Origin of the sequence: Nesterenkonia sp. AN1 (genome assembly GCF_000582475.1) — a bacterium.
Taxonomy (GTDB): domain Bacteria; phylum Actinomycetota; class Actinomycetes; order Actinomycetales; family Micrococcaceae; genus Nesterenkonia; species Nesterenkonia aurantiaca.
On record NZ_JEMO01000016.1, the window covers coordinates 99,053 to 123,441 of the forward strand.

General features: G+C 66.7%; 28 protein-coding genes. 13 read left to right on the forward strand and 15 right to left on the reverse strand.

Translation table 11 applies throughout. The features are described from left to right. Window position 1: 1 nt before the first annotated feature. Both BG28_RS16270 and BG28_RS09420 read left to right on the forward strand, forming a co-directional pair. On the forward strand, window positions 2-217 hold the full coding sequence (locus tag BG28_RS16270; protein WP_235181061.1) for a hypothetical protein: 216 nt from the start codon (window positions 2-4) through the stop codon (window positions 215-217). Beyond that, on the forward strand, window positions 214-3,597 hold the full coding sequence (locus BG28_RS09420) for a DNA polymerase III subunit alpha (protein ID WP_051501258.1): 3,384 nt from the start codon (window positions 214-216) through the stop codon (window positions 3,595-3,597). The genes BG28_RS16270 and BG28_RS09420 overlap by 4 nt, the downstream gene beginning before the upstream one ends. Here the strand turns inward: BG28_RS09420 and BG28_RS09425 are convergent. The 5 genes from BG28_RS09425 to BG28_RS09445 all read right to left on the reverse strand — a co-directional run bounded on the left by BG28_RS09425 (window position 3,515) and on the right by BG28_RS09445 (window position 8,584). Continuing rightward, window positions 3,515-4,096, reverse strand: a complete 582-nt coding sequence (locus BG28_RS09425) for a methylated-DNA--[protein]-cysteine S-methyltransferase (RefSeq protein ID WP_051501259.1) — start codon at window positions 4,094-4,096, stop codon at window positions 3,515-3,517. The genes BG28_RS09420 and BG28_RS09425 overlap by 83 nt on opposite strands. Then, window positions 4,093-5,739, reverse strand: a complete 1,647-nt coding sequence (locus tag BG28_RS09430; protein ID WP_084479620.1) for a DNA-3-methyladenine glycosylase 2 family protein — start codon at window positions 5,737-5,739, stop codon at window positions 4,093-4,095. Before BG28_RS09430 ends, BG28_RS09425 begins: the two co-directional genes overlap by 4 nt. 113 nt (window positions 5,740-5,852) lie before the next feature. Next, window positions 5,853-6,800 (reverse strand): DMT family transporter, encoded by a 948-nt coding sequence (locus BG28_RS09435; protein ID WP_051501260.1) that lies wholly within the window; start codon window positions 6,798-6,800, stop codon window positions 5,853-5,855. Window positions 6,801-6,877: 77 nt separating this feature from the next. Beyond that, the gene (locus BG28_RS09440; protein ID WP_036476099.1) at window positions 6,878-7,345 is read right to left on the reverse strand and encodes a hypothetical protein; all 468 of its coding nucleotides are present in this window, start codon (window positions 7,343-7,345) and stop codon (window positions 6,878-6,880) included. Between the two features lie 90 nt (window positions 7,346-7,435). Further along, window positions 7,436-8,584 (reverse strand): ATP-grasp fold amidoligase family protein, encoded by a 1,149-nt coding sequence (locus BG28_RS09445; protein WP_084479611.1) that lies wholly within the window; start codon window positions 8,582-8,584, stop codon window positions 7,436-7,438. Window positions 8,585-9,411: 827 nt separating this feature from the next. Here BG28_RS09445 and BG28_RS09450 point away from each other — a divergent pair. Both BG28_RS09450 and BG28_RS09455 read left to right on the forward strand, forming a co-directional pair. Then, a complete protein-coding gene (locus BG28_RS09450) occupies window positions 9,412-10,188 on the forward strand; it encodes an SOS response-associated peptidase (RefSeq protein ID WP_036476103.1) in 777 nt (258 codons plus the stop codon). Window positions 10,189-10,190: 2 nt separating this feature from the next. After that, complete coding sequence (locus tag BG28_RS09455) at window positions 10,191-10,703, forward strand: SgcJ/EcaC family oxidoreductase (RefSeq protein ID WP_235181063.1); 513 nt, start codon at window positions 10,191-10,193, stop codon at window positions 10,701-10,703. On the opposite strand, the gene BG28_RS09460 is transcribed toward BG28_RS09455, so the two are convergent. Then, window positions 10,681-11,433, reverse strand: coding sequence for a hypothetical protein (locus BG28_RS09460; protein ID WP_051501261.1), 753 nt, complete (start codon window positions 11,431-11,433; stop codon window positions 10,681-10,683). The two genes, BG28_RS09455 and BG28_RS09460, sit on opposite strands and share 23 nt — an antisense overlap. Window positions 11,434-11,554: 121 nt before the next feature. Between BG28_RS09460 and BG28_RS09465 the strand changes: the two genes are divergently transcribed. After that, on the forward strand, window positions 11,555-11,866 hold the full coding sequence (locus BG28_RS09465; RefSeq protein ID WP_036476109.1) for a hypothetical protein: 312 nt from the start codon (window positions 11,555-11,557) through the stop codon (window positions 11,864-11,866). Continuing rightward, complete coding sequence (gene map, locus BG28_RS09470; RefSeq protein ID WP_036476111.1) at window positions 11,863-12,639, forward strand: type I methionyl aminopeptidase; 777 nt, start codon at window positions 11,863-11,865, stop codon at window positions 12,637-12,639. The genes BG28_RS09465 and map overlap by 4 nt, the downstream gene beginning before the upstream one ends. Window positions 12,640-12,724: 85 nt before the next feature. Here the strand turns inward: map and BG28_RS15665 are convergent, their stop codons facing one another. The 6 genes from BG28_RS15665 to BG28_RS09500 form a co-directional block, all read right to left on the reverse strand. Then, window positions 12,725-13,066: an SdpI family protein gene (locus BG28_RS15665; protein WP_036476113.1), complete on the reverse strand. Its 342-nt coding sequence runs from the start codon at window positions 13,064-13,066 to the stop codon at window positions 12,725-12,727. Next, complete coding sequence (locus BG28_RS15670; protein WP_036476114.1) at window positions 13,063-13,296, reverse strand: hypothetical protein; 234 nt, start codon at window positions 13,294-13,296, stop codon at window positions 13,063-13,065. The genes BG28_RS15665 and BG28_RS15670 overlap by 4 nt, the downstream gene beginning before the upstream one ends. A 62-nt stretch (window positions 13,297-13,358) precedes the next feature. Further along, window positions 13,359-13,988, reverse strand: a complete 630-nt coding sequence (locus tag BG28_RS09485) for a bifunctional 2-polyprenyl-6-hydroxyphenol methylase/3-demethylubiquinol 3-O-methyltransferase UbiG (RefSeq protein ID WP_036476115.1) — start codon at window positions 13,986-13,988, stop codon at window positions 13,359-13,361. A 27-nt stretch (window positions 13,989-14,015) separates the two neighbouring features. Then, window positions 14,016-15,281, reverse strand: a complete 1,266-nt coding sequence (locus BG28_RS09490; RefSeq protein WP_036476116.1) for a hypothetical protein — start codon at window positions 15,279-15,281, stop codon at window positions 14,016-14,018. Further along, window positions 15,278-16,150: a cytochrome c biogenesis CcdA family protein gene (locus BG28_RS09495; RefSeq protein WP_036476117.1), complete on the reverse strand. Its 873-nt coding sequence runs from the start codon at window positions 16,148-16,150 to the stop codon at window positions 15,278-15,280. Before BG28_RS09495 ends, BG28_RS09490 begins: the two co-directional genes overlap by 4 nt. Then, entirely contained in the window at window positions 16,150-16,950 is an 801-nt protein-coding gene (locus BG28_RS09500; RefSeq protein WP_036476118.1) for a thioredoxin domain-containing protein, read from the reverse strand. Before BG28_RS09500 ends, BG28_RS09495 begins: the two co-directional genes overlap by 1 nt. A gap of 96 nt (window positions 16,951-17,046) precedes the next feature. On the opposite strand from BG28_RS09500, the gene BG28_RS09505 reads away from it, so the two are divergent. From BG28_RS09505 to BG28_RS09520, 4 genes are read left to right on the forward strand one after another with little or no spacing between them, the layout of a single operon-like run. Next, the gene (locus BG28_RS09505; RefSeq protein ID WP_036476119.1) at window positions 17,047-17,634 is read left to right on the forward strand and encodes a hypothetical protein; all 588 of its coding nucleotides are present in this window, start codon (window positions 17,047-17,049) and stop codon (window positions 17,632-17,634) included. After that, entirely contained in the window at window positions 17,631-18,008 is a 378-nt protein-coding gene (locus tag BG28_RS09510) for a BlaI/MecI/CopY family transcriptional regulator (protein ID WP_036476120.1), read from the forward strand. Before BG28_RS09505 ends, BG28_RS09510 begins: the two co-directional genes overlap by 4 nt. A gap of 2 nt (window positions 18,009-18,010) precedes the next feature. Continuing rightward, window positions 18,011-19,012, forward strand: a complete 1,002-nt coding sequence (locus BG28_RS09515; protein ID WP_036476121.1) for a M56 family metallopeptidase — start codon at window positions 18,011-18,013, stop codon at window positions 19,010-19,012. A 52-nt stretch (window positions 19,013-19,064) separates the two neighbouring features. Then, a complete protein-coding gene (locus BG28_RS09520) occupies window positions 19,065-19,487 on the forward strand; it encodes a DUF302 domain-containing protein (RefSeq protein ID WP_036476123.1) in 423 nt (140 codons plus the stop codon). Window positions 19,488-19,499: 12 nt separating this feature from the next. Here BG28_RS09520 and BG28_RS09525 read toward each other — a convergent pair whose 3' ends face one another. Then, entirely contained in the window at window positions 19,500-20,324 is an 825-nt protein-coding gene (locus tag BG28_RS09525; protein ID WP_084479614.1) for a cytochrome c oxidase assembly protein, read from the reverse strand. 31 nt (window positions 20,325-20,355) lie between these two features. Continuing rightward, the gene (locus BG28_RS09530) at window positions 20,356-20,820 is read right to left on the reverse strand and encodes a DUF2243 domain-containing protein (protein WP_036476125.1); all 465 of its coding nucleotides are present in this window, start codon (window positions 20,818-20,820) and stop codon (window positions 20,356-20,358) included. Window positions 20,821-20,898: 78 nt separating this feature from the next. Between BG28_RS09530 and heR the strand changes: the two genes are divergently transcribed. After that, window positions 20,899-21,744 (forward strand): heliorhodopsin HeR, encoded by an 846-nt coding sequence (heR, locus tag BG28_RS09535; RefSeq protein ID WP_051501263.1) that lies wholly within the window; start codon window positions 20,899-20,901, stop codon window positions 21,742-21,744. 38 nt (window positions 21,745-21,782) lie between these two features. Here the strand turns inward: heR and BG28_RS09540 are convergent, their stop codons facing one another. Continuing rightward, window positions 21,783-22,067 carry a DUF1540 domain-containing protein gene (locus tag BG28_RS09540; RefSeq protein WP_036476126.1) on the reverse strand — a complete coding sequence of 95 codons (285 nt, stop codon included), beginning with the start codon at window positions 22,065-22,067 and terminating at the stop codon, window positions 21,783-21,785. Window positions 22,068-22,302: 235 nt separating this feature from the next. Here BG28_RS09540 and BG28_RS16805 point away from each other — a divergent pair, with 235 nt between their 5' ends. Further along, the gene (locus tag BG28_RS16805; protein ID WP_161634823.1) at window positions 22,303-22,578 is read left to right on the forward strand and encodes a hypothetical protein; all 276 of its coding nucleotides are present in this window, start codon (window positions 22,303-22,305) and stop codon (window positions 22,576-22,578) included. A gap of 225 nt (window positions 22,579-22,803) precedes the next feature. Further along, complete coding sequence (locus tag BG28_RS09555) at window positions 22,804-23,835, forward strand: aldo/keto reductase (protein ID WP_036476198.1); 1,032 nt, start codon at window positions 22,804-22,806, stop codon at window positions 23,833-23,835. The last annotated feature ends 554 nt before the right edge of the window (window positions 23,836-24,389 follow it).

Here is a 24,389-nt window from a genome sequence, read left to right on the forward strand (position 1 = left end):
CGTGGTCGAAGCCCCTGTGCGCTGGTATCAGCGGCGCAGCTGGTGGCTGGAGGAGCCCCGCGCCGAGCGGGGGCGCCCCGGGCTGGTGGCTCATGAGATCTGGCGGCTGCAGGTCCAGCTCGAAGCCACCTCTCGCACCGAGACCGCCGAGGTGCACACCATCGATGTCAGTCGACACCTGGCCTCTGGGCGTTGGCGTCTGGTGCGGGTCCATTGACCTTCACCCACCTGAATGTGGCCAGCTCGTTCAGCAGCCATTACGGCACCAACCGCCCTGAGGAGCTGGTGGCCGCGGCTGCGGCGGATGGCATGACGGCGCTGGCCATCACCGATCGGGACGGACTCTACGGGGCGGTCAAGCACCTCGGGGCGTGCATCGACCTGGGCATCGCCCCGATCATCGGGGTCAGTCTCGCCGTGGAGGACCGTGGTCGGGCCGTGGTGCTCGCCAGCAACGCCTCCGGTGGGTATGCGGCGTTGTGTCAGCTCATCTCCCGCGCCCACGAACGCCCACAGGGCGAGGCCGCCCGAGTGAGTCTGCAGGAGCTGGCCGAGTGTGCCGCCCCGGGGCAGGGCGAGGTGCGTCGTCGTCTGTTCGTCCTCGCCGGGCCGGAGAGCGAGATCGGTGTCGCCGCGGCCTCTCGGGACTACCGCGGCACCCGAGCGCTGTTGCGCCAGTGGCGCGAGGCGCTCGGCGAATCGCTGCGAGTGGAGGTGGTGTCCCATCTGGCACCTCCGGGGGAGGCGCTGTCCACCGCCCATGCGGTCCGAATGCTCAGCGCGGCTCAGGTCAGCCGGGTGGCACCGGTGCTGACCAACGCGGTGCGACTGCTGAGCACCGACGAGGCCGCCACCGCGGATGTGCTCGACGCGGTACGGGTCCTCTCGGACCTGCACAGCACCACTGCACTCCAGCCCACCGATCAGGGCTGGCTGAAGCCGGCCGCGGCGATGAAGGCCCTGGCCGCGGAGATCTGCGCGGCCAGCACCACACCGATACCGGCCCAGGAGCTGCTGACCAACACCGAGGCGCTGGGCCGCCAGTGCCAGCTGGATCCGGTCGCCGATCTGGGCTGGGGCCGGCCCAAGGTGCCTGAGACCTCCGTGATCGGGATCGAGGGCGATCCGGATCAGGAGCTGCGAGCCCGCTGCGAAGCAGGCCTGGCGGAGATGCTCGCCCAGGAGAGCGCGGCTGGAGCGAGCGCGACCCAGGAGGATCCGGAACAAGGGGAGCCGGACCAGGGGTATCCGGACCAGGAGGGCGTGGGTGGAGAGGGCGGGGCAGAGCAGGACAGCGAGGCTCCGGCCCGGGCGCGTCTGGAACACGAGCTGAGCATCATCGCCGATCTCGGCTTCGCCCCCTATTTCCTGACCGTGGCCGAGGTGGCCCGGCTGATCCGCGAGATGGGGGTCCGCGCCGCGGCCCGCGGCTCGGCGGTCTCCTCCCTGGTGGTCCACGCACTGGGGATCAGCCCCATCGATCCGCTGCAGCACGGACTGATCTTCGAGCGCTTCCTCTCCCGCCGACGCTCCACCCTGCCCGATATCGACATCGATGTGGAGTCCTCCGAGCGGCATCGGATCTATCGGGCGGTCTTCAAGCGCTTCGGCGCCCAGCGGGTCACCTTGATGAGCATGCAGAACGCCTACCGGATCCGTGGCGCGGTCCGCGACGCCGGGCTCGCGCTGGGGCTCCCCGAGGAGGAGATCGACCAGCTCGCGGAGATCATGTGGCGCTTCCCGGCCCGGGAGTTCCGCCGTGCGTTGAAGGAGAAGCCCGAGCTCCAGAGCCTGGCCGAGCGGATCGAGACCGAACGTGGCTCCGGGCGTCAGCAGCTGGACCTGTTGGTGGACCTCTCTGAACGCCTGGACCGGCTGCCTCGGCACATCTCCACCCACCCCTGCGGCGTGATCCTGGGCAACAACAACCTGCTCACACTCACCCCGGTGGAGCGCTCCGGGGTCAACGGGCTGCCGATGAGCCAGTTCGACAAGGACGATATGGACCCGATGGGGTTCATCAAGCTCGACATCCTGGGCGTGCGGATGCAGTCGGCGATCGCCTACGCGCTCACCGAGCTCGAACGCACCACAGGGGAGGTGATCGACATGGTCAAAGACGTGGACTATGCCGATCCCGCGACCTTCGCGATGATCCAGTCCACCCACACCCTGGGCTGCTTCCAGATCGAGAGCCCCGGGCAGCGCGAGCTGATCGGCAAGCTGGTGCCCAAGACGCTCAATGACCTCGTGGTGGACATCTCGCTGTTCCGCCCCGGGCCCATGGGCTCCGGCATGGTCAAGCCCTACCTGGAGCGCCGCCACGGCTACGAGACCGTGGGTTACCCGCACCCGGATCTGGCGAAGATCCTCGATGAGACCTACGGGGTGGTGGTCTTCCACGAACAGGTGCTGCGGATCTTCGACACCATGACCGGCTGCGGCCTGGACGTGGCCGATGAGCTGCGCCGCGCGATGAGCAAGGACAGGTCGGGGCCGGTGGAGACCTTCTTCCGCGCGGAGACCGAAAGGCGCGGCTACTCCGCTGCGGTGATCGACCGGGTCTGGGAGATCCTGCTCAGCTTCGGCAGCTTCGGCTTCTGCAAGGCCCACGGGGCGGCCTTCGCGGTGCCCACCTACCAGTCGGCCTGGCTGAAGACCCACCACCCCGCGCATTTCCTCTGTGGACTCTTCGAACATGACCCCGGCATGTACCCGCTGCGGCTGCTGGTCTCCGAGGCCCGCCGGCTGAAGATCCCGCTGCTGCCGATGGACGTCAACCGCTCCACCAGCAGCTATCACGTGGAGGCGACCTCGGTGGCGGGGCTGCCGGTGTGGGGGATCCGGATGTCGCTGATCGGGTTGAAGGGGATATCCAAGGCCGAGCTGCGCCGGATCGAGGCGGAGCAGCCCTTCGCCTCCCTGGCGGACCTGCGCGACCGGGCCCGGCTGAAACGTTCCACGCTGCGCGATCTGGCCAAGGTGGGTGCCCTGGACTGCCTGCTGCCCGAGGGCCGGAAGCACCGCAAGGACCTCATCCAGTGGGTGGAGTCCACCAACCTGGAGTACGCCAAGAAGCTGCCGGCCCGGCAGGTCCAGGGGCAGCTGGCCCTGCCCATCGGTGATGTGGAGATCGCAAACATGCCCACCGGGGCGGGGGAGCTGGCGGCCCGGGAGATCGTCACCACCGAGCTGGACCTGACCTCCCTGGACACCAGTGGCCACGTGATGGACTTCCATCACCCGGTGCTGCAGGCTGCCGGAGTCACCTTCGCCGAAGACCTGCTCTCGCTGCGCAACGGCGCCACCGTCCGGGTGGCCGGGATTCGGGTGGCCACCCAGACCCCGCCGATGGCTTCGGGCAAACGGGTCGTGTTCATCACCCTCGACGACGGCACCGGCTGCGTGGACCTGAGCTTCTTCGAGGAGGCTCAGCGCAACACCGGGGAATGTCTCTTCGCGGCGAAGATGCTGATGGCCGAGGGCACCATTCGGCGCACCGGACCCCGAGCGGTCACCGTGCAGGCGACCCGCGCCTGGGATCTGCGTGGGGAGACGGTGCCGGGACGGACTCCCGCCGCAGCAGGCTCTCTTTGATCTGCACCCCGTAGCGGAAGCCGCCGAGCCCACCGTCGGTGCGGACGATCCGATGGCAGGGCACGAACAGTGCCGCCGCGTTCATCGCGCAGGCACCGGCCGCGGCCCGGATCGCGCTCGGGCGGCCTGCGCGGGCCGCGTACCCGGCATAGGTCACAGGCGCGCCCGGCGCGACCTGGCGCAGCGCCTCCCAGGCCTGTTCGCGAAAGGGCCCGGAGCGCTGCCTCACCGGCACACGGTCCACGGCGGTGACGTCACCGGCGTAGTAGGCCGCCACCGCCTCAGCCGCCTGGTCCAGCACCGGATGCGGGTCAACCTTCGAGCCGGCCCGGACCTCTGAAGCGGCTCCGCGGAGGTCAGGGTGGATCAGTTGAACCAGGGCGCCGATGTCCCAGGTCCAACCAGAGGCCAGGACGTGATGCTCATCAGCCACCACACTGAAAGGTCCATCAGCTGTGGTGAAGCTGACATGGTTCAGGTTGTAGTTGCGAGTTGTCATGATCTACCGTCCTTTTGAGTCTGATCGGGCAGGTTGGTGGCCGCCTGCCAGAGGTGCATCGCAGCATAGGACCGCCAAGGCGACCAGCCTCGGGCATGAGATTCCAGAGCTCGATGTGCGGCCGCCTTCTTCAGCTCCGGGTCCAGCAGGCCGAGCCGCTTGGCACCGTTGAGCAGAACGACGTCGCCGGTCATCCAGACATCCGGGTCGCCGAGGACGCGCAGCATCAGGTAGGAGGCGGTCCACTGCCCGATCCCCGGCATGGCGGTGAGCTGGTCATGCAGCACCCGGGTGTCTGCTCCCTGGTCCACGGTGAGCTCTCCGCTGGCCAGGGCTGCCGCGGCGGCGCGCACCGTGGCGATGGAGCGTGCGGGCAGTCGCAGCGGCCGTTCCGGATCCAGGACCGGTCTCGGACCGGGACCGGTGCGCGCCGGCGGCGCGGGGACCCCGGTCACGATCTCTTCCGAGGTGGGGAACAGTCGGGACAGCCCCGGGAAGGAGGACACATGTTCGGTGCCCAGCGCATCGACGAGCCGACTGAGCTGGGTGCGGGCGGCCGACACCGAGATCTGCTGGCCCACGACGGCGCGGACCAGGTACTCCGGACCATCGGCGGTGCCTGGGATCCGCAGCCCGGGAGAGCGGGCGACCAGAGGTGCCAGCACCGGGTCCTCCGCGAGGGCGGCACCGACGGCAGCCGGGTCCGCGTCGAGATCGAAGAGCCGGCGCGCCACCGCCACCATCGCCGGGATGTCCGCCCAGGCGCTGAGCTCACATTCCAGGTGCAGCCGCCAGCGCACGGACTGCGGCTCAGCCAGGCCCTCGGTCGGAGTCGCCGTGACCTGGAGGGCCGCCGGCCCATGGGCCAGCCGCAGGGTGCGCGCGTAGGTGAGCGCCTCGTCGTCGAGCCTGGTGGCCTCGACACCGGGGATCGCACGCTCGGCCAGGAAGGTGAAGAGCTCCACCGCGTTGAAGGGCTCCCGCACCGGCAGAGCCAGGCGCAGCGACAGCTGTTGAGCTCCAGCTGAGTCACAGACTCCGCTTGCCAGGGGAGCGGCGCTGATCCCGGGTCGGTGCTGCGCACGCGTCCTGATCTCTCGGGGCGTCGCGCCGAGGACCGCCCGTGCGGTCTCATTGAACTGACGCACCGAGGAGAACCCGGCGGCGAACGCGATCTCGGTGATCGGCAGCGACGTGCCGACCAGCAGACTGCGGGCCAGGTGGATCCGGTGAGCCCGGGCCAGGGCGAGCGGACCCGCACCCAGCTCGGCGCTCAGGGTCCGGTGCAGGTGCCGGCTGCTGTAGCCGAGCTGGGTGCTCAGGGCTGTTACGCCGCCGTCGTTCATCGTGCCTTCGCGGATGAGCCGCATGGCCCGGCCGGCCAGATCCTGCCGGGTGTTCCACTCCGGGGTGCCCGGGGCGGCCTCGGGCAGGCAGCGTTTGCAGGCCCGGTAGCCGTGTTCGTGGGCGGCGGCAGAGGTGGAGTAGAAGGTGACATTCTCCGGCTTCGGAGTCTGGGCGGGGCAGGAGGGTCGGCAGTAGATCTTCGTGGAGGACACCGCGGTGTAGAACTGCCCGTCGAAGCGGTGGTCCCGAGACTTCACCGCCCGGTAGCGGCGCTCGAAGACTTCGTCCTGATCCATGTGCTCCATTCCACATCTCAGCCGCAGAGAAAGCTAGCGGGAATCGGACCTGGCCGTCGCCCTGCCCAGCCCCGTGGCGAAGGGCAGGGTCAAGCCGAGGGCCGCGTGTGCTGTCAATTTCTCAGGGTCTCATTCGGGCTGCTGGGGTGGGCTGATCCAGGAGCTGGGCTTGGCCGAGGCGAGGGTCGCCGACCTGCCCGAGTGGTGATCGAGACTCCCAGCACGACGACCAGCGCGCCCGTGACCTTGGCTGGTGTCAGTTCGGCATCGAGCCACAGCACCGCTCCGGCCATGGTGGCGACCGGGAGGAAGTTCAAGAAGCTGGACGCCCGGGCGGCACCGAGCTGTTGGACCGCGCGGTTGTAGAAGAGCAGCGCGAGCAGTCCTGGAAAGACCCCCAGGTAGAGCAGACCAGGAAGGTGCTCGGTCGGGCTGAACGCCGGAGGCCCGAGCACCATCCACTCGAGGGCCACCAACGGCGCCAGGATCATCGCAGCGAGCCCGGTCATGACCAACAGCACGCCGAAGGTGGGAAACAGACTGAGGTATCGGGTGACAGCGATGGAGTAGACCGCCCAGGAGGCGACCGCTCCGAGCATGATGCCATCGCCGATGTTCCACTGCAGCTGCGTCACGGCGAAGATCTGCCCATCGGTGATCACCCAGAGCGCCCCGAGGATCGACAGCGCCAGGCCGCTCCACTGAAGGATCCGCAGCCGCTCGCGCAGGACCAGGGCGCTCAGCGCGAGGGTCAGTGCGGGGATCAGGGTCTCCAGCACCGAGACATTCGTGGAGGAGGTGAACTGCAGGGCCGCGTAGATGAAGGTGTTGAAGAACGCGACACCGGTGAGGGTGAGCAGCAGCAGCGGCTTCCACTCGTGGAGGAACAGTGCTCGGGACCGCCAGGCGGTTCGGGCTGCCAGCGGCGCGAGGCACAGGAACGCGACGGCGAGCCGCGCAAACGCGATGGTCAGCGGCGGGAGGTCATTGAGCGCCTCACCGACCAGAATGTTCCCCGCGTAGAAGATCACGACCATGATCATCAGCAGGTAGGGAAGCATCAGTGGAGTTCCTGGTCGATGGTCAGGGGCGTCTCGTCCTGGACGCAGGAGGAGGTCTGCAGGTCAGACGGCGGTGGTCAAAGCAACGAGTTCGCGGCCGCGAGGTGTCGGCGAATCTCCTCCACCGTTCGCTGAGAATCGCGGACGCTCAGCAGATAGGTCTTGCCTGAATCACGAACCTCGACGCTTGGACCACCGACCAGGAGTCCCACCTTCCCACCGGGGAGAATCCGATAGCCGGCCCCTTCCAGGACCCCGGTCTCGGGACCCTCCTGGACCGAGAGGATCTCGTCCCACGCGAAGCTCACGTGGAAGATTCCCATGCACCGGGCACTCAGGCCCGTATCACCGGCGACGATCTTGACCCGGGAGAACGCGACCGCAGCGCCGATCACTCCCACCAGCGCGAGCAGGCTGACACCGACCCCGAGGGGGGCGAAGAGGAGTGCGGGCAGCGCGCCGAAGACCAGGAGCACGAACAGTGGAATCGAGACGCGCCGGCTCAGACCGGCCTCGGAGATCGACTGTTCTGTGGGATGTGTCATTGTTTCAAGCCTATAGATCTCTCCGGTGGGAAGATAGATCTCGACGAGATCGCCATATCCTGTCCGCGGTCAGGCCGGAGCTGCCGTGGACTATTTCCGGAGCCTCCTCTTGACCCTCCGCGTGACCTTGTGCAGGGCCGATGGAATTTGAGGTCGTCGAGCCAATGCCCGGCGACCTGCGGACTTATGTGCCTGAGCGAGGTACTCATTGACCGCGGCGTCTCCACCCTCTTCCAGCAGCTTCTCTTGAGCGCGCGCCAGCCGAAATCCACCGAGACTGCCTCGGGTATAGAGGAAGTCGGCGATGCGCTGATAGCGCGCGGGGCTGATCCGTGGGTGTGAGGCCAGCACCTCAGCGTTGGTGGACTGCAGCAATGTGCTCCAGTTCTGCGGTGGTTCGACGGCCTCTCCCCGGAGGGTCCTCTCCGCGTCGGCGAACAACGCATCGAAGTAATCGAGCACCTCGTCGCTGTAGGTGACGGTCTTCTTGAACTCTGCCCCGGAGGAGAACGTGAACTCACCGAAGTAGGGGCCGTCTTCGGTGTCGTAGAGGTCGACACGCACGAACGGGGCGTCGGTCATCTTGGCAAGTTCGATGGCCCACCGTGAAAGCATGACCGCCGAGCGCGGGACCACCGGCACTCCGGGTTGGATGTCCGAGGGCCGGAACTTGTAGTCCCGCCCGGGGACGAATGGCTTCAGGTCCCCGTCCAGCTTCACCATGCGTGGAGGTGAGAAGTTCCGGTCGATCTGGGCGACCATGCCGATCTGTCCCTGAAACATATAGAACTTGTAGTCGAAGGGCACCGCGCCGGGCTGCATCCCGCGGAGCAGCTCTTCCACGATCCATTCGGCCTTCTTCCCGGGAAATTTGGCCGCTACTGCGTCCTGCTTCCCGCGAATACCTTCGAGGGTCCATTCACGCGACGCCATGTGGTCGTAGTAGCGGTCATCGCCGAGGCGCTCAAGCAGCATGACGCCTTTGGCCGACCAGCCATTGGCGAACTTCAGTGCGATGCGGTCACCGAGCAGCTCCGCGGTGATCTGTGCAGTGGAGGTCAGCACTGCGTACTGCTGAGGCAGTCCGATTCGTTCTCCGCCGAGCGTCTTCTCCGAGAGCAGCTGGTGCACGTAGGTCTTGTTCGAGAGGTCGCGGCGATGCTGGGAGCCGCGTCTACGAAATTCGGCCGCTACGAAATTGAGGAAGGGAGACTTCGTATCGGGTGTGGCGGATGTCATGTCGAGATACCAGTTCTTCGTGCGTCGTGATGAGTCAGCTCGGAGGGCTGCTGGTCGATTTCTACCGATTCAGTGGTGAAAGGGGCCGTGGTCTTGCCTGGGGCTGGTCGGAGCATCGATTTCTAGAAGGTCAGATGCTGCTGCTCCGCTTTTTTCGCAGTCTCAAAGGTATATGCGCGTGGGCTTCTCTGGAGTTCTGTGACGCCCCAAGTGCCCCCAGGGTTGCGCCAGCGCGCCGGAGAGAAGAATCGCATTGGAGTTGAACGGCGTCCGGCGTTTATCGCACGGCTATGCCATGTCCCATCGCTATGGACGGAAATATCGATGGGACATGGCATAGCGATGCGACAAACTGCTTCAACGACGGCGCGCGATCCGATCCGCGAGCTTGCTGCTGCGCCGATGAAGCCTCGCCCAGCGGGGTCCTGACCTGACCAGCATCACCCCTGGACCTGGTCCAGCTCGGACTGAGGATCCTTGAACACTCCCAGACACGAGCCTCGCGGAAGCAGCAGTTCTGGACCACGTGGCAGTCGTTCGTCGCCATCCCGGCAATCCTGCACATCGGATGGATGCTGCTGGCTCCGGAGGACCTCCGGCTGTCAGGCGGACACGTCTTCCTGGTCTGGCTCGCAATCTTCGCCCTCGGGGCCCTTGCCGGTTTCGTCCGACTCAAGCGGAGGCCCGACCGCTGACAAGGTACTGGATCCTCGGGAAGATGACGCGCCGACTCGGTGCAGCGCGGACGGGTGAGACGGCCGCGTCGCGCCGGAACTGCAGGGCCCAAGCCGATTGCCCTGCACCCCCGCGTCTGCCAAGCTCAGACCATGTGTGGACGCTATGTCATGGCCAAGGACACCGGTGACCTGGCCGATGATTTGAACCGGGCGCGCCTGGGACCCGTTCAGCCACCGGCCTTCGAACTCAAGCCCAATTGGAACACCGCCCCGACCTCTACGGTGCCGATCCTGGTGGAGCGCTATGACGACTCTGGGGCGCCGCTGCGTGAACTCCACCCAGCCCGCTGGGGGCTGCTGCCGGTCTGGGCCAAGGACATGAGCTTCAGCTCCCGCACCTTCAACGCCCGCTCCGAGACGGTGGCGTCCAAGCCCAGCTTCCGATCGGCGGCGAAGGCGCGGCGCTGCGCGGTCCCCGCCGAGGCGTACTACGAGTGGAAAGCCGGTGGAGCGAAGAAGCGGCCGCACGTGATCCGTTCCGCCGATGCTTCCCCCCTGATCTTCGCCGGACTCTACGAGTGGTGGAAGGACCAGGAGGCCGAGGCCCGCGGTGAATCCGACCCCTGGATCCTGTCCTGCACCATCCTCACCGGCCCATCCCCAGAGATTACCGAGGACGGCGTGCTCAGCGAGCTCGGGGCGCTGCATGACCGCATCCCGCTGGCCATGACGGCGGAGTTCGCGGCGACCTGGATCCACCCGGGGGAGAAGACCCCGGAGGAGCTGGAGGTCCTGCTGGAACAGCTGCGCGGCGAGATCACCGAGGTCGCCTCCGCCTGGGAGATCTACGAGGTGGATCCTGCGGTCGGCAATGTGCGCAACAACGGAGCGCAGCTTCTCGAACCCGCACCCACCTTGTGGGAATGATGATGACCCGGAAGCACCTCGGCATCAACACCCCCGGCGGCATCGCGGAAGGCTTCGCCGAGGCCTGGAACAGGGCCGACGCCGAGGCTCTGGCCGCGCTGTTCGTCGAGGACGCTGACTTCGTCAACGTGGTGGGGCTCTGGTGGACCAATCGCAGACGGATCCGCACCGCCCACGAATACGGATTCGCGAAGATCTTCGGCGGCTCGCAGATGCAGCTCGACCAGGTCCGGGTGCGTGATCTGGGGGAGAGTGTCGCCGTCGTTCATGCGCTGTGGACGCTCACCGGTCAGACCCCCGCGCCCCGGGAAGCCCCGGATACAAGCCCGGGCCCCCGGCAGGGGGTGATCAGCTTCACCCTCCAGCGTCAAGCCCCAGAGAACGGCGACGGCAATTGGCTCGCTGTGAGCGCGCAGAACACCGATCGTGTGCCGGGGGCCGAGACGTTGAGGGCCTCCGGCGAATCGCTCGAACCCACGGCCTACCAGGACCTCAGCGGAACTCCGCGTCGCTGAGCTCGGTCGAGCCCTGTTCGTCAGCGGCTGGCTCCTCCTGGGTCGAAGGAAGCACCGGCGCCTCACCGCGCAGGAAGTACGCGCCGACGGAACCGGCGAGCGTCGCGAACACGCCCACGGAGTACACCGCGAGCACCAGCTGGACCACCTTCGAGAAAGGGTCCTGGGTGCTGATCCCAGTGCCGGTGACGGTCGCCAGGGCCGCCTCATAGAGCGCACTGGTGTAGTCGCTGTGGGATTCAAAGGCGTAGAGCAGCTGGCTCGCGGCCAGCACGACGACGGCGGTCACAGCCGCCAGCCAGCCGATGCGGCTGGTGAGCAGCCGTCCGGCGGACCGGGAGCCGCGGACCCCGGCAGAGAGAATCCCGCCCACCCGGGCGACCCGCGTCAGGCGGAGCACCCGTACGGCCTGCAGCGCCCGGACGAACCGCAGGAACGGCACCAGGAGGAAGATCACCTGCCACCAGTTGCGTCGCCAGAACGCCTTCTGGAACCCGGCGACGTAGGCGCGCAGCAGGAACTCCGCGACGAAGACGGACCAGAATATCCAGCCGGCGGCGCTCAACGCGCGGCTCCAACCCGGCTCCGTGACGAGCATCTGACCCAGAAAGACGAACAGGAACAGGATGCCGAGCATGCCCATGGGACGATCCAGCCGTGCTGCGAGGCGTTCTGCGGCGTTCTCCCGCTCAGCCTGTTGCGCGGGTGCGCGCTTGGGTCGGCTGCTCACGGTCTGCGGACCTCCATAGGTGCTGCGGTGTATTCCATCCCGCTACTCTACGAGTGCGGCCGCAGCTGCTCGGACTGACGTGAGGATTGACTCAGGCAACCTGGGGCGATGGAATGATCCGATGGAGCTAATCGCGATCATTCTGTGGGTCATAGCCGCGGTGCTGTTCACCGCGTCCTTCGACATGCTCCGGAGTGTGAATCCTGACACTCGACTGCCGTTCTTCTTCGGCAGGCCGCCGAACAACCCTCCTCAGGTCGCGGTGCTGCGGCTCCTGGCCTTCATCCTGTTCTTGGCCAGTGCCTGGGTGTTCAGCGACGCCTATGGTCGCGCCGCGGGTCCGTTCTTCATCGTGCTGGGCGCGCTCCCGGGGTGCCTGCGCAATTATCTGCATAATCGCCGGGTCGCGGCAGCCTCCGAGGGTGGCTCATGATCGAGATTCTCAACCCCGCAGGGGTGGCTCGCGGCCGGGTCACCGGCGCGCTGGTCGCTGACATTCTGCAGACCATGAAGCGCCGCGCCGTGGTGGGGACGAACCTGCTGGAGATCAACGCCTGGACCAAGGAGATGATCTTCGAGGCACGGGCCACCTCCTGCTATGTGGCCTACGAGCCATCCTTCGGACGGGGACCGTTCGGCCACTACATCTGCACCTCGGTGAACGACGCGGTGCTCCACGGCAAGCCTCATGACTACGCCCTGGCCGACGGCGACCTGCTGACCCTTGACCTTGCAGTGTCCTTGGACGGGGTCGTCGCGGACTCGGCGATCAGCTTTGTGGTGGGGGACTCGCCGCAGCCCGACAGCGTGGCGATGATCGAGGCCACCGAACGGGCGCTGGCGGCGGGAATCGCCGCCGCGGGCCCGGGGGCTCGGATCGGGGATCTCTCGCACGCGATCGGCACGGTCCTGCGCGATGCTGGGTACCCGATCAACACCCAGTTCGGCGGGCACGGAGTGGGATCGACCATGCACCAGGACCCGCACATCGTGAACACCGGGCGACCCGGTCGCGGATATGAGCTGCAGCCCGGACTGCTGCTCGCCCTGGAGCCCTGGGTCATGGCTGACACCGATGCGCTGCGCACCGACGCCGACGGCTGGACGCTGCGCAGCGCCACTGGATCCCGCACCGCACACAGCGAGCACACCATCGCGATCACCGAGGACGGAGCCGAGATCCTCACCCTGCCGACACCCGGGTGAGGTGGCTATCGCGGGTGCGCCGTCGCGCCATGGTGCGCGTGGGCAGTTGATGCGAGCCCGGCGAAGAGGGCGACGCCCGGACCGTTCAGGCGGATCCGTCGTTCGCAGCGGCCTGGGAGGCGACGACCGACGCGCCGATGATGAAGCCCAGCAGCCAGAGCGTCCCGGCGATCACGGCGAGTCCGCTTTCGTCGCCTTGAAAGAGGAGAAGCGTCCCAGAGAACACCGGACCTGCTCCGGCGATGGCAATCCAGCGCCAGGCCGCGCGGTGCGCGCGAACCCAGGTCTCGGCATCGGCGGTAGTGGACGGGATACGGATGCCCACGAACGCATTCAGTGGCAGCGTTCCTCGACGACACGCGAACGCCAGCAGCGTGGTCAGCACACCGGCGCTGATCAGTACGATTCCGAACACCAGCGCCGTCACGCCGAGGGCCTGCCGGCCTCTGCCCCGTCCGGGGGAGTGAGGGCTCTGCTCCTCCGTGCCGACCCGCCGATGCTCCACATGATCGCGCCGAACGGGATGATCCACAGGCTCCATGCCATCTCGCCCAAGGACCGGTCGTGCCCGAGCAGATGGCGCACCGCTTCCGAGACCACCAGCACGGCCAGGCCGAAGGTGGCCCCCAGCAAGACGTCCTTCTCCCGGTGCGTCATTCACGCCCCCCTGTTCAGCGGTATGGGCCCGCCTCTGAGCTGGATTGAAGCACCAGACTAGTTCATCTGTGCAACCGCTTGGCCAGGATGACCAGATCTTTGAGGGTGGCGTCTTCACCATGCGGTCCCCTCGCAGACCGTTCCCGCAGCTCACCGACCTGTATCTGCCAGGCGTCCCGGGGCACCAGGGCGGACAGGTCGCCCTTGAGGGTGGGCATCTCGTCAGGTCCGTGCCGGTGTGTTGACCACGGCGGCGCGGTCGCATGGGAGACCAGCGTCAGGTGGCCGCCCACCGCGACCCGATCGGCCGCCGCCTGCAGGATCCGCTGCCGGTCCAGCGCCACCGGGGACTGCAGGAAGGAGGCACTGATCAGATCGAACGGTCCCTCTGGCATGCCTTCCGGGAGGTCTGCGGAGCGGAACGTAGCGCCGCCGGCTCCCAGGTCACGCGTCTCGGCCTGGGCCTGCCCGCGCGCCACAGCGGTGGCTGAGATGTCTATGCCCATCGCCTGCCACCCTCGAGCTGCCAGCCAGAGCACGTCAGCGCCTTCCCCGCAGCCCAGGTCCAGCGCGCGTCCTGCAGGCAGGTCAGCGACCAATGAGCTCATTGTGGAGTTGACCCGACCGGACCAGATCCGCTCCGAGTCCGCGTAGCGGCTCTCCCAGAAGTCCTTCGGGCTGTCATCACTCACGGTGGCACCTCTCCTCGGTTGAATTCTCTATGGTCTCTCATCGGAGAGTTCGCTCTCTGCCGCAGCATCTTCCGGAGGACCTGGCTCGTCGGTCACCAGAACCAGCTCGGTCCCCGTATCGACGACTGTGGCGCCGGTGTCTGTGAATGCCAAAGGGATGGCCGTGGCGCCGTCGTCGAGCGGATCGTAGATCCGGGCCGTGTTGCCGGTGACCACGTTGTAGATGTCGAGGTACTCTCCGTCGGCAAGGACATATGCCATGACCCCGCCCACGCCGAGGATCTCGGGTTCAGCATCGAGGCCCAGGGACCAGAGCTGCCCACCCGCGGCGTCGAATCCGGCGAGTTCATCCTCGCGGATCGCGACCCAGGTCTCGGACATCAGGTCAAACATGGCGTCCTGAATCCCCTCCGCCAGGAGCTCGCCGCCGGTGAGGTCCCAGAGATCGTAGCCAGCCGCGGAAGAGCCGATGAGTGCCGTCCCAGGCGGAAGCCGGTTCGTCGCAGGGCTGACGGGGGCCTCTGGGTCAGGAGTGGTCGAGGTGTTGGAGGAGGGCGCGCGCCACAGCTGACCCTCGCTGCCGCTGGCGATGAACTCTCCATCGCGGGCGGTGACCGTGATTCCGAAGAACTCCCCGACGACATGGCCGCGGTCGGGGATGCGTTCACCGGTCTCGGGATCGAGGGCGACGCGCTGATCGGTTCCGCCCATCGGTTCCTCGTGAGGTTCGGCGAAGACCAGACCGGGTCCCTGATGTGGCCCCGGGACTTCTACGGGACCCCAGACGGGTTCCCCGGTGTGCAGATCATAGGCGGTCGCGGTGGTGGTGATCGAGGTGTCATCTGGGGAGTTCTCGGGGTCCACATCGGTGAGTACCGCCAGAGCCCGGTCACCGGCACTCGTGAGTGCAAATCCGGTGCAGCTCAGCGGACGCTGCGCAGTCCACAGCAGGGTCCCATCGGCGGACACGGCGCTGAACACCAGTCTGCCCTCCTCTTCTCTGGGGCCCAGGAAGACGCCGTCGTGGACCTGAGGAGGAGTGTCCCACCCGGGGTCGACGCTGACGAGGTCGGTCAGGTGCACGGGAAGCCGGATCGCGTCCAAGTCCACCTCCTCGGCCGGTGACTGGACCGGGACCGGGTCGGGGTCGAGGGAGCCCGGTGAATGGGTCGACTCGGCCTCGGCGGAGGGATCCTGATCTGGTGGCGCCGCACAGGCTCCCAAGGTCAGTCCCAGGACGCCCAAGACCACGCCTCCTCGGAGGAGCAGGAGAGCAGGTGGTTCGGCGCTCATCGAGGAGACTCCTTCCCCGGGAGGTCTGCGCGGTCAGCGGTGCGGCCGGTCCGGCGCCGGGTCAGCGTCCAGATGAGCAGCAGCGCCGCGGAGCTCCCCAGGATCAGGAGAACGTCTGCGACCGGACCAGCCGCCGAGGAGGCCATCGTCTGCAGCGACCCCTGGGTCCCGCTGGGGACCAGGGAGGGAGCGGTGAGAAGGCCGTTGGTGGTCCAGAACAGGACGCCGACGCCGAGGATCAGCGCGCCGGCAAGGACCGAGGTGGTGTGGAGCTCGCGGCGGAAGAGGGTGAAGCCGCGTCCGCGGAGAAGCTTCATGGACCTGGGGCCGATGCGTCCCCACAGTGCGGCAAGGATCATCAGCGGCAGGACCATTCCGGCGGCATAGACGGCAAGCATCAGGCCCGCCTGCGGGATGCTTCCCTGGGCCACCGCCAGGGTGAGGATGGCCCCCAGGATCGGCCCCGCGCAGAACCCGGCCACGCCACTGGCGGCGCCGAGCAGGAATGTCCGGATCAGACCCTTCTCGCTGTGGGCCCGTTGCTGCAGCCGATGAGTCCCGGGAAGCGCCTTGGAGAAGTCGAAGCCCCAGCCGAGCATCTGGGCCAGGCCCAGCAGGATCAGGAGTCCGGAGGTCGCGGCGATCAGTGCCTGACGGTGGTCGATGAACAACGTCCCGACCGCGCCCAGACCCAGTCCCAGGGGGACCAGCGTGAGGACCAGACCCAGATAGAAGGTGCCTCCGTGGACCAGCAGAGTGAGGCGAGCCCCGATGGTGGAGGCGAAGAACGCCGGCAGCAGCAGTGCGCTGCATGGACTCAGCAGCGCCAGCATTCCGCCGAGGAAGGCGGTGATCAGGCTGATCTCCATCAGTTGCCCTCGGCCAGAGCGTCATCGACCGCGGAGACGAACACCTCGGTGGGCTGGGCGCCTATGATCGGTTCCCCTGCCACGATGAACGCAGGCGTGGAGTAGGCCCCGATGTCGAGGCCTTCCTGGGCGTTGGAGGCGATCTGCTCGGAGACCTCCGGCGAGTTCATGTCCTCTTGGAACTGCGCGGTGTCGAGTCCCACCTGTTCAGCAAGGTCGACCAGTCCTTGCTCCGTGAGCCCGGCCTCAGGCCGAGTTTCCCCACCAGCGAAGAGCAGGCCCTGGTACTCCATGAATTCATCCTGCATCGCGGCGGCGTAGGTGGCCCGGGCTGCCCGCTCGGAGGCTTCGCCGAAGACGTTGACATCCCGCCATTCGATGCGGAGCTCCCCCGCGTCGACGTATTCCATCATGGTGGGCAGGGTCTGCTCGTGCCAGGTGGCACAGAAGGGACACTGGGCGTCGCTGAACATCACCATCGCCACGGGGGCGTCCGCGGGGCCGAGGGAGAGAAGATCATCAGGATCCCGGCGCTCGATGTCACTCATATCCTCCTGCTCAGGCTCGGCTCCACCCTCAGGCACCGCAACCGGCCCTTCAGCCTGAGAATCTGGGCCGGGAGCATCTGGCTCGGCAGTGTCCTGTCCCACGGCGTCCTGCGTGGATTCGGGCGCGTCATCGGCGGCGTTCTGCCAGATCACGAAGCCGATCAGCGCGGCCGCGATGAGGATCACGAACAGCGGCAGCAGGGTGTTTCTTCGTGGACGGATCGTGGGGGTTGCGGGGGAGGACAGAGACATCGGAACCTTTCTCAGAACGGCCATCTACTACGGATCATAGTAATTACCTAGCATAGTAACTATGCAAGATAGTAGATCTGCGGCATAGTTGGCCCCATGGCTCCTCTCTCGATTCAGCTCGCCCGGTGGAGAACATGCAGCGTGCTCGCGGTCCAGGCGCTGCGCTCCTGGACGCCTCGCCAGATCGTCATCGCCACGATCGCCTCTGGAGTCATCGGTGTGCTGGTAGGCGTCGCCACTGTGCTGATCCCCAACTCGTTCTTCGCCCGGGACATCCCGCCGGTGTGGTGGAACTACCCGGTCTGGATCCTCACCTCGGTGCTCAGCGGCATGCTGATGGCGACCTACGTGCGGCCCTCGCGCCCAGAACGGACGATCCCCGGCACCCAGGATCGCGCCACCGCGAGTGAAGCAGAGGATCGGAGCTCCGCCTCCGAGGATCGGCGCACCAGTCGCTTCGGGATGATCGGGATGGTGCTGGCCTGGTTCGCGGTGGGCTGCCCGGTCTGCAACAAGATCGCGCTCATCGCCCTGGGATATTCCGGGGCGATCACCTACTTCACCCCGCTGCAGCCGATCCTGGCCCTTGGGGCGCTGCTGCTCACCGGCCTCGCGCTGATCTGGCGGCTCAAGGGCCAGGTGGCATGTACCGTTCGACCCAGGAAGGAGCTGGTCACAGCATGAGTGAGGAACGTCAGACCGAGATGCCCGCTGAGCGACTCGGTCCGCTCGAGCAGCAAGTCATGGATCTGCTGTGGGATCACTCCGGGCACACCGTGCGTGAGGTGATGGACCAGCTGCCCAGCCGCCCGGCGTACACCACCATCGCCACCGTGATGGGCAACCTGGAGCGCAAGGCTCTGGTGACGCCCACACGGGAGGGTCGTTCCGTGCGCTACCTGCCGCAGCGCACCCGCGAAGAACACACCGCGGGCTTGATGCGCCAAGCACTCGGTGTCAGCAGAGACCGCACGGCGTCCATACTGCACTTCGTGGACACCATGCCGGAGGATGAGCGGGACCTGCTGCGCACCTACCTCGAGAACTCCCAGGACTGAGCATGAATCCGCTGCTCATCTCCTTGCTGATGGTCTTCGCCGTGTTGACGGCAGCCGTGCTCGGGCGTCCGCTGATCCGCGCCGCAGCGCCCGTGCTGATCCGGTTCCCGCGGCTGGCGGTGGTGTGTCTGGGATCCAGCCTCGCGCTCTGGCTGGCCTCGGTCATGGCCGCGGGACTGTTCCTGGCCTGGTCACTGAGTGGCCCGAATCCGCTTCCGGACTCGGTGGCGAAGGTCTGTCAGAGGTGCCTGGAGGCCTCGAACCCCTTCTCCGCCGGGTTCGTCATGGAGACCGGGGTTCCCTCGGCCGCGTTCCTCCTGGCCCCCGCCGGGGCAGGGCTGCTCCTGGTGGCTCTGGGGCTGCGCGCCGTGGTGCAGCGGCGGCGATCGCTTCAGCAGACCTGCCGCTCGCTGCTGCCAGTGGGTCATCGGCGGGTCATCGACGGGCACCTGGTCACCGTGGTCGAGGATCCCCACCCCTCGGCGTTCGCGCTCGGCCGGGACCGGTGGGGGATCGTCGTCACCACGGGACTGCTGGCCGCGCTGGATCCGCAGGAGCTGCGTGCGGTGCTGGCTCATGAGGCGGCGCACCTGCGGGAACGCCACCATCTGGTCCTGGACCTCATCGGGAGCATCACCGGGCCGCTGCGAAGAGTCCCCTTGGCCGCCGCCATCGCGGACGCCGTTCCGCACTATCTGGAGGTCTCGGCGGACAACGCGGCGAGGCGCCGCGCGGGCACCCGAGCGCTCGCCTCGGCCCTGCTGATCATGGGCGAGGCGAGCAGCGTGCAGCGCACGGCCAGCGACCGGACCGGGTCACAGCGCGTGCTTCTGGCCGCAGGACCCGAGCGGGTGCGTCAGCTGGTCGCCCCGGAGAACCCTCGACATGGCATGCTGGGAGCGCTGGCGATGACCGCGATCATGGCTGTGCTGATTCTCACCAGCGCCACCGCCCACGGTGCCGCACTGAGCGCAGTCGTCTCCGGGTGTGTCATCGGAGCCTGAAGAACACGCTGACCCCTCAAGGTCAGCGCATTGTGAGTCGAAGGAGCAGTTCATGAGCTACACCCATACGATCACTGTCCCGATGTCCTACGCCCAGGCGGTGGAGGCCACTCGCGCGGCCCTGGCCGAGGAGGGCTTCGGGATCCTCACCGAGATCGATGTCAAGGCCACCTTCACCAAGAAGCTCGGCGCCGAGTCCGGCGAAGCCGTCGGGGACTACGTCATCCTCGGCGCCTGCAACCCCTCATTGGCCAGCAAAGCCCTGGCCGCCGAGCCGCAGCTCGGCGCGCTGCTGCCCTGCAACGTCGTGGTGCGTCGCGGCGCCACCGAGGACCACGCCACCATCGACGCGATCGACCCGCAGACCATGGTCCAGCTCAGCGACTCAGCCGCGGTCCGAGAGGTCGCGGAGGATGCGGAACGGCGGCTGCGCGCGGCTTTGGACGCGGTCGGGGTCGCCTCGAAGCACGCATGAGAACGCCAGGCCTCACCGCGAGGTGACCGCGTCGTGCTGCCGGTTGCGCGGACGCGTGGCGGAGTACCAGCCGGCGAAGAGCAGCACGAGCAGCGCGATGTCCACCACGTCTCCGCCGTAGTACATCAGCTGTGCCCCTGTCTTCCCGTCCCCAGGTTCCACCCCCAACGGGGGATGTGCGTAGAGCCATTTGGCCAGGATCGAATGTGCCGCGATGAACAGGATCAGCACCGCTGCGCGCACCGGCATCGACGCCCGGTGCGGGTTCGGATCCACCCCGATCAGTGATGCCGTGAAGACATAGCCGGCCACGAAGATATGCAGATGGACCAGTGCATAGGCCACCGGAGAGACATGCATGACCCGGAACAGGTCCGTGGTGTAGAGCAGCCAGAGCCCGCCCGCATTCAGCACCGCAGCGACCACCGGGTGGGTGAGCACCCGGACGCCAGGACTGCGCAGCACGCGAGTCAGGCCTCGGGCGGCCTGGACCGGCAGGGCCCGCAGCGCGAGCGTGACCGGTGAGCTGAGGACCAACAGCAGCGGCGCGACCATGCCCAGCAGCAGATGCCCGAGCATATGCGCGGTGAAGCTGGTGTGCGCCGCCGTGGCCACGGGCCCGAGCAGCCCGCCGGCCGCGCAGATCAGCCCGAGGTGGAAGAGGAGGCTACGGTGCCGGGGCCACGGGCTCCGGCGACGCGCGGCCCATAATCCGCCAGTGTGAAAGCACATGGCGGCCAGCAGCAGCAGGACGACGACGACGTCGAGCCCCGCCCAGATCAGCGGGTCCGCCGGCTCCAGACCGAGACCCTCGAAGGGTTCGCCGTGGTGATGCATCAGCTATGTCTGGACAATGCGGGATCGAGGGTCATGCAGGCACCTGTGCTGGCCGGGTGCGGCGCAGGATCAGCAGCCCGATGATCAGAAGCACGACGGCCGAACCGATCCAGGTGAGGTCGTATACGAAGAGGTTCACCCCGTACCGGATCTGGTGGATCCCGAGCAGCTTATGGAAGACGACGCCGTCGAAAAGCTGGAAGAACCCGACTCCGGTGAGGACCGCGCCGCTCCAGCGTGCCCAGTGCACCTGGGCACGGCGTCGGACGTCCGCGAGCAGAAACAGGCCCCAGACGGTGATGAACCAACCGAAGGCGTGGAAGAACCCGTCCGCCGTGAGTGCGACCTCGCTGGTGGAGAGATCGTAGAAGTGGTGCCACTGCAGCGCCAGGTGGAAGATGAACAGGTCGATCATCGAGGCGGCGATCCCGCACCCGAACAGAACGCCGGAGAGCACGGTCCGCCGAGAAAGCACCTCGCTAGAGGGAGTATTCACAGGACCCAGCCTAGCCCCGCAGGTCGGAGAGCCGAAGGGGTCTGGTCAAAGTGTCGGAGCGGGACGAGACTGGTATACATGAGCGCCTATCCGTTAGAGCTTCACACCATCTCCGTCGACGTACCCGCACCGGTGGCGCGACGGCTGCGGATCTTCAACCTGGTCATGGGCGTGCTGCATCTCGTCTCTGGCTCTGCCATGCTGGCCCTCAGCAACGATTTCAGCCTGCAGGTCTCGACCTTCGCGCTGAACGGTCCCCCTGGAACACCGGTGTCCCAGGGGGTCGCCAATCTCGTCTTCGACGTTCCGCTGGGATTCGCGACGGCATCCTTCCTGCTGCTCTCCGCCCTCTTCCACTTCCTCATCGCCTCACCCTGGGGTTTCCGGCGCTACGTCGGCGAGCTGTCCAAGGGACGCAACCGTTTCCGCTGGGTGGAGTACAGCCTGTCCTCCACGCTGATGATCCTGCTGATCAGCCTGCTGCTGGGGATCTCTGACATCGCGGCGCTGATCGGCCTGGGGCTGGCCAATGTGGCGATGATTCTCTTCGGTTGGCTGATGGAGATGAGCAACAACGGTCTGATGCATGGGGCCTCCGGGCGTTCGGTCCGGGGCGGGCGCGCTTGGTGGACGCCATTCTGGTTCGGCTGCATCGCGGGGATCGGACCGTGGCTGGCCGCGGCGGTCTATCTGATCATCAACGTCGGCATCGAGGGCGGGGAAGGTCCGCCCGGGTTCGTCTACGGCATCATCGTGTCGCTGTTCGTGTTCTTCAACAGCTTCGCCGTCAACCAGTGGCTGCAGTACAAGCAGGTCGGCCGCTGGAGCAACTACCTGACCGGGGAGCGCGCCTATATCGTGCTCAGCCTGATCGCCAAGAGCCTGCTGGCATGGCAGGTGTTCGCCAACGTGCTCGTGGGGTGAGTAGCGCTGGGCCCGGCCCGGAGCGGGCCGGGTAGACCTCAGCGGTGGGTGTAGGTGAGGCAGTCTGCGTCGTCGAGTCCCGGCCCGACACGCACCTCGGATGCACTGCACATCAGGTGATCGTTGTGCACGCATTCGCTGCGCTGGCAGGCTCCGACGCCGGCCAACACCTTGGGCAGCCCGCCGTGGACGCCGATGTCGATGAAGGTCGCGCAGGATGCGTGGTCTTCCTGCCCGCCCACGGTGATCGCAGCGGCATTGCAGTGGGAATGATCGTTGAACGAGCAGGCTTCGACGCTGCATTCCGAGACTTGGGTAGTCATGACTAGGATCCTCCTAGGTTCAACGCCCGACCGGGCCGCTCCATGTCTCCACGGTAGGCCTGATCACGCCAATCAAAAAGGACCAGTTGTGTGACCTAATCGGGCTCTGTCGCGGGCTGCCCGAGGGCTGCCGGAGCATCGCGCGCGGCTCCTCGGCGGCGGTCCGGCGCAGATCGCTGAGGTAGATCTCGTGGTGCTCGCCCGTCGGGCGTAGACCTTGGCGCGGGATGAAGTCATGATGCATCCGCTCTATCGACCTGGGCCTCTCTTCGTACGGACTGCGGTGACTGCCGCATCGAACATCTCGCGCTCACTGGTGAACTTCAGCGAATACGCCAGGGGACACAGCGATGTCAGCGCGGCGGCGTATGCGGGCGAGGTGTTCGGATCACCGTGTCCGTCGATCATCAGAGACTGCATGTCGGGCAGCTCGATGATCTGGCAGTGGCCGGGCCTGGCCTTGCACCGGGGCGACGTCTTCTTGAAATCGATCTTCTCGGTCACAGCCTGATCGCTTCCGGATGCGGCGATTATCCAACATTAAAATCTTCTTGGCCTGCAACTCTCAAGACCTCGCTGTCAGGTTATGGCCAGCTGACAATATGTTTTTGATAGGGAACCACTGTTGAAGTCATAGAGCCAGAGGTCGGGCTGTTAGCCGACCAAGGTCGTCGGTCGCCCTATCTCTGGGGCGTGACGCACTCTCTCAGAAGGACGGGACATGACTCAGGCTTCCATGAATTACAGAACGCTGGGACGCAGTGGAGCAGTCGTCTCTGCCCAGGCGCTGGGCACGATGACGTTCGGGGCGGAGGCCGACGAAGTGGCATCCCATGCCATTCTGGACGCCTATGTCGCAGGCGGCGGCAACTTCATCGATACGGCCGATGTCTACACCGCAGGCACCAGTGAGGAGATCATCGGACGTTGGATCGCCTCCCACCCGACCGAGGCGCGGCAGATCGTCCTGGCGACGAAGGGTCGCTTCCCGATGGGGCAGGGCCCCAATGATCTCGGAACCTCCCGTCGACACCTCCGTGACGCGCTCGATGCGTCTCTGCGGCGGCTTGGCGTTGATCATATCGACCTGTACCAGCTGCACGCCTGGGATGCGATCACCCCGCTGGATGAGACGCTGCGATTCCTCGACGACGCCGTGACCGCAGGCAAGATCGGTTACTACGGATTCTCCAACTTCACCGGGTGGCAGCTCACCAAGGCGGTCCACCTGGCGCAACGGCACGGCTGGTCGCTCCCGGTGACCTTGCAGCCTCAATACAATCTCCTCGTGCGTGGTATCGAGCACGAGATCGTCCCGGCCGCCCTGGACGCGGGGATCGGCCTGCTGCCGCGGTCCCCACTGGGCGGGGGGTGGCTGAGCGGGAAGTACCGCCGGGATGAGTCACCCACGGGCTCGACGCGCCTGGGGGAGGACCCGACGCGCGGCATGGAGGCCTGGGAGAAGCGCAATGCCGAGGAACGCACCTGGCAGGTCATCGATGCGGTCTCTACGGTGGCCGACGAGCACGAAGCCACCCCCTCTCAGGTGTCGCTGGCCTGGTTGAGCGCCCAGCCCGCCGTGACCTCGGTCATCCTGGGGGTTCGTACGCTGGAGCAGCTTCGCGACAACATGTCAGCAGACTCGCTCGAGTTGAGCGCCGATCAGCTCGATCGTCTGACTGCGGCCAGTGAGCCGGAGATGGAGGACTACCCCTACGGATCGGCCGGGGTCCAGCAGCGACATCGCAAGCTCGCCGGTGGGCGATAGGTGCGTGGGACTCGAAAAGGGAGATCCGGACCGCACCAGGTGCTATGGCGAGCAGATGGCGCTCACCGCGCGCTCACGGAGTGATTCAACGACGGCGGGGTCGACGTGTCTTGAGCGCCGTGCCGTGGGAAGTCTCGAGCGTCTCAGGCCGAGCCAGGGCAACTCATCGGCTCGATTCGATCAGATCGCTGACTTGGGGGAACCGCGGCCGAGATTCGATCAGTCGGGCGCCGAACAGCAGGTAGTCGATGTCATCAGCTGACATCCACTACCTGCTGCCCAGTGCCTGGCGAGCGGTCAGGTGCAGCCCGAGACGATCCCGCGGAGCGTCATCACGTTGACCCAGAGGGCGTTCACCAGGGCGGGTCCGCAGCCGATACCGCAGGCCCGCCCTGGCGCACCACGTGTCAGCTGCCCCGCACGTCCTGCGCCGAGGACTTCGCGGAGTCTGCGACGGAATCTTTCTGATCCTGTCCTTCAGACTTCACGTTCTGCGCACTCTCAGCCGCTGAGTCTCGGACTCGCTGCGCAGATTCCTGCGCCGGCTCCTTGAG

Bases quoted from the DNA above. Each gene is read 5' to 3' on its own strand.
- BG28_RS09455 (WP_235181063.1), top strand. From the start codon at position 10,191: ATGACCCGGAAGCACCTCGGCATCAACACCCCCGGCGGCATCGCGGAA.
- BG28_RS09555 (WP_036476198.1), top strand. From the start codon at position 22,804: ATGAATTACAGAACGCTGGGACGCAGTGGAGCAGTCGTCTCTGCCCAG.
- BG28_RS09540 (WP_036476126.1), bottom strand. From the start codon at position 22,067: ATGACTACCCAAGTCTCGGAATGCAGCGTCGAAGCCTGCTCGTTCAAC.
- BG28_RS09450 (WP_036476103.1), top strand. From the start codon at position 9,412: ATGTGTGGACGCTATGTCATGGCCAAGGACACCGGTGACCTGGCCGAT.
- BG28_RS09525 (WP_084479614.1), bottom strand. From the start codon at position 20,324: ATGCATCACCACGGCGAACCCTTCGAGGGTCTCGGTCTGGAGCCGGCG.
- map (WP_036476111.1), top strand. From the start codon at position 11,863: ATGATCGAGATTCTCAACCCCGCAGGGGTGGCTCGCGGCCGGGTCACC.
- BG28_RS15670 (WP_036476114.1), bottom strand. From the start codon at position 13,296: ATGACGCACCGGGAGAAGGACGTCTTGCTGGGGGCCACCTTCGGCCTG.
- BG28_RS09495 (WP_036476117.1), bottom strand. From the start codon at position 16,150: ATGGAGATCAGCCTGATCACCGCCTTCCTCGGCGGAATGCTGGCGCTG.
- BG28_RS09425 (WP_051501259.1), bottom strand. From the start codon at position 4,096: ATGACAACTCGCAACTACAACCTGAACCATGTCAGCTTCACCACAGCT.
- BG28_RS09430 (WP_084479620.1), bottom strand. From the start codon at position 5,739: ATGGATCAGGACGAAGTCTTCGAGCGCCGCTACCGGGCGGTGAAGTCT.
- BG28_RS09490 (WP_036476116.1), bottom strand. From the start codon at position 15,281: ATGAGCGCCGAACCACCTGCTCTCCTGCTCCTCCGAGGAGGCGTGGTC.
- BG28_RS16805 (WP_161634823.1), top strand. From the start codon at position 22,303: ATGATGCATCCGCTCTATCGACCTGGGCCTCTCTTCGTACGGACTGCG.
- BG28_RS09505 (WP_036476119.1), top strand. From the start codon at position 17,047: ATGGCTCCTCTCTCGATTCAGCTCGCCCGGTGGAGAACATGCAGCGTG.
- heR (WP_051501263.1), top strand. From the start codon at position 20,899: ATGAGCGCCTATCCGTTAGAGCTTCACACCATCTCCGTCGACGTACCC.
- BG28_RS09500 (WP_036476118.1), bottom strand. From the start codon at position 16,950: ATGTCTCTGTCCTCCCCCGCAACCCCCACGATCCGTCCACGAAGAAAC.
- BG28_RS09465 (WP_036476109.1), top strand. From the start codon at position 11,555: ATGGAGCTAATCGCGATCATTCTGTGGGTCATAGCCGCGGTGCTGTTC.
- BG28_RS09515 (WP_036476121.1), top strand. From the start codon at position 18,011: ATGAATCCGCTGCTCATCTCCTTGCTGATGGTCTTCGCCGTGTTGACG.
- BG28_RS09445 (WP_084479611.1), bottom strand. From the start codon at position 8,584: ATGACATCCGCCACACCCGATACGAAGTCTCCCTTCCTCAATTTCGTA.
- BG28_RS09520 (WP_036476123.1), top strand. From the start codon at position 19,065: ATGAGCTACACCCATACGATCACTGTCCCGATGTCCTACGCCCAGGCG.
- BG28_RS09435 (WP_051501260.1), bottom strand. From the start codon at position 6,800: ATGCTTCCCTACCTGCTGATGATCATGGTCGTGATCTTCTACGCGGGG.
- BG28_RS09510 (WP_036476120.1), top strand. From the start codon at position 17,631: ATGAGTGAGGAACGTCAGACCGAGATGCCCGCTGAGCGACTCGGTCCG.
- BG28_RS09440 (WP_036476099.1), bottom strand. From the start codon at position 7,345: ATGACACATCCCACAGAACAGTCGATCTCCGAGGCCGGTCTGAGCCGG.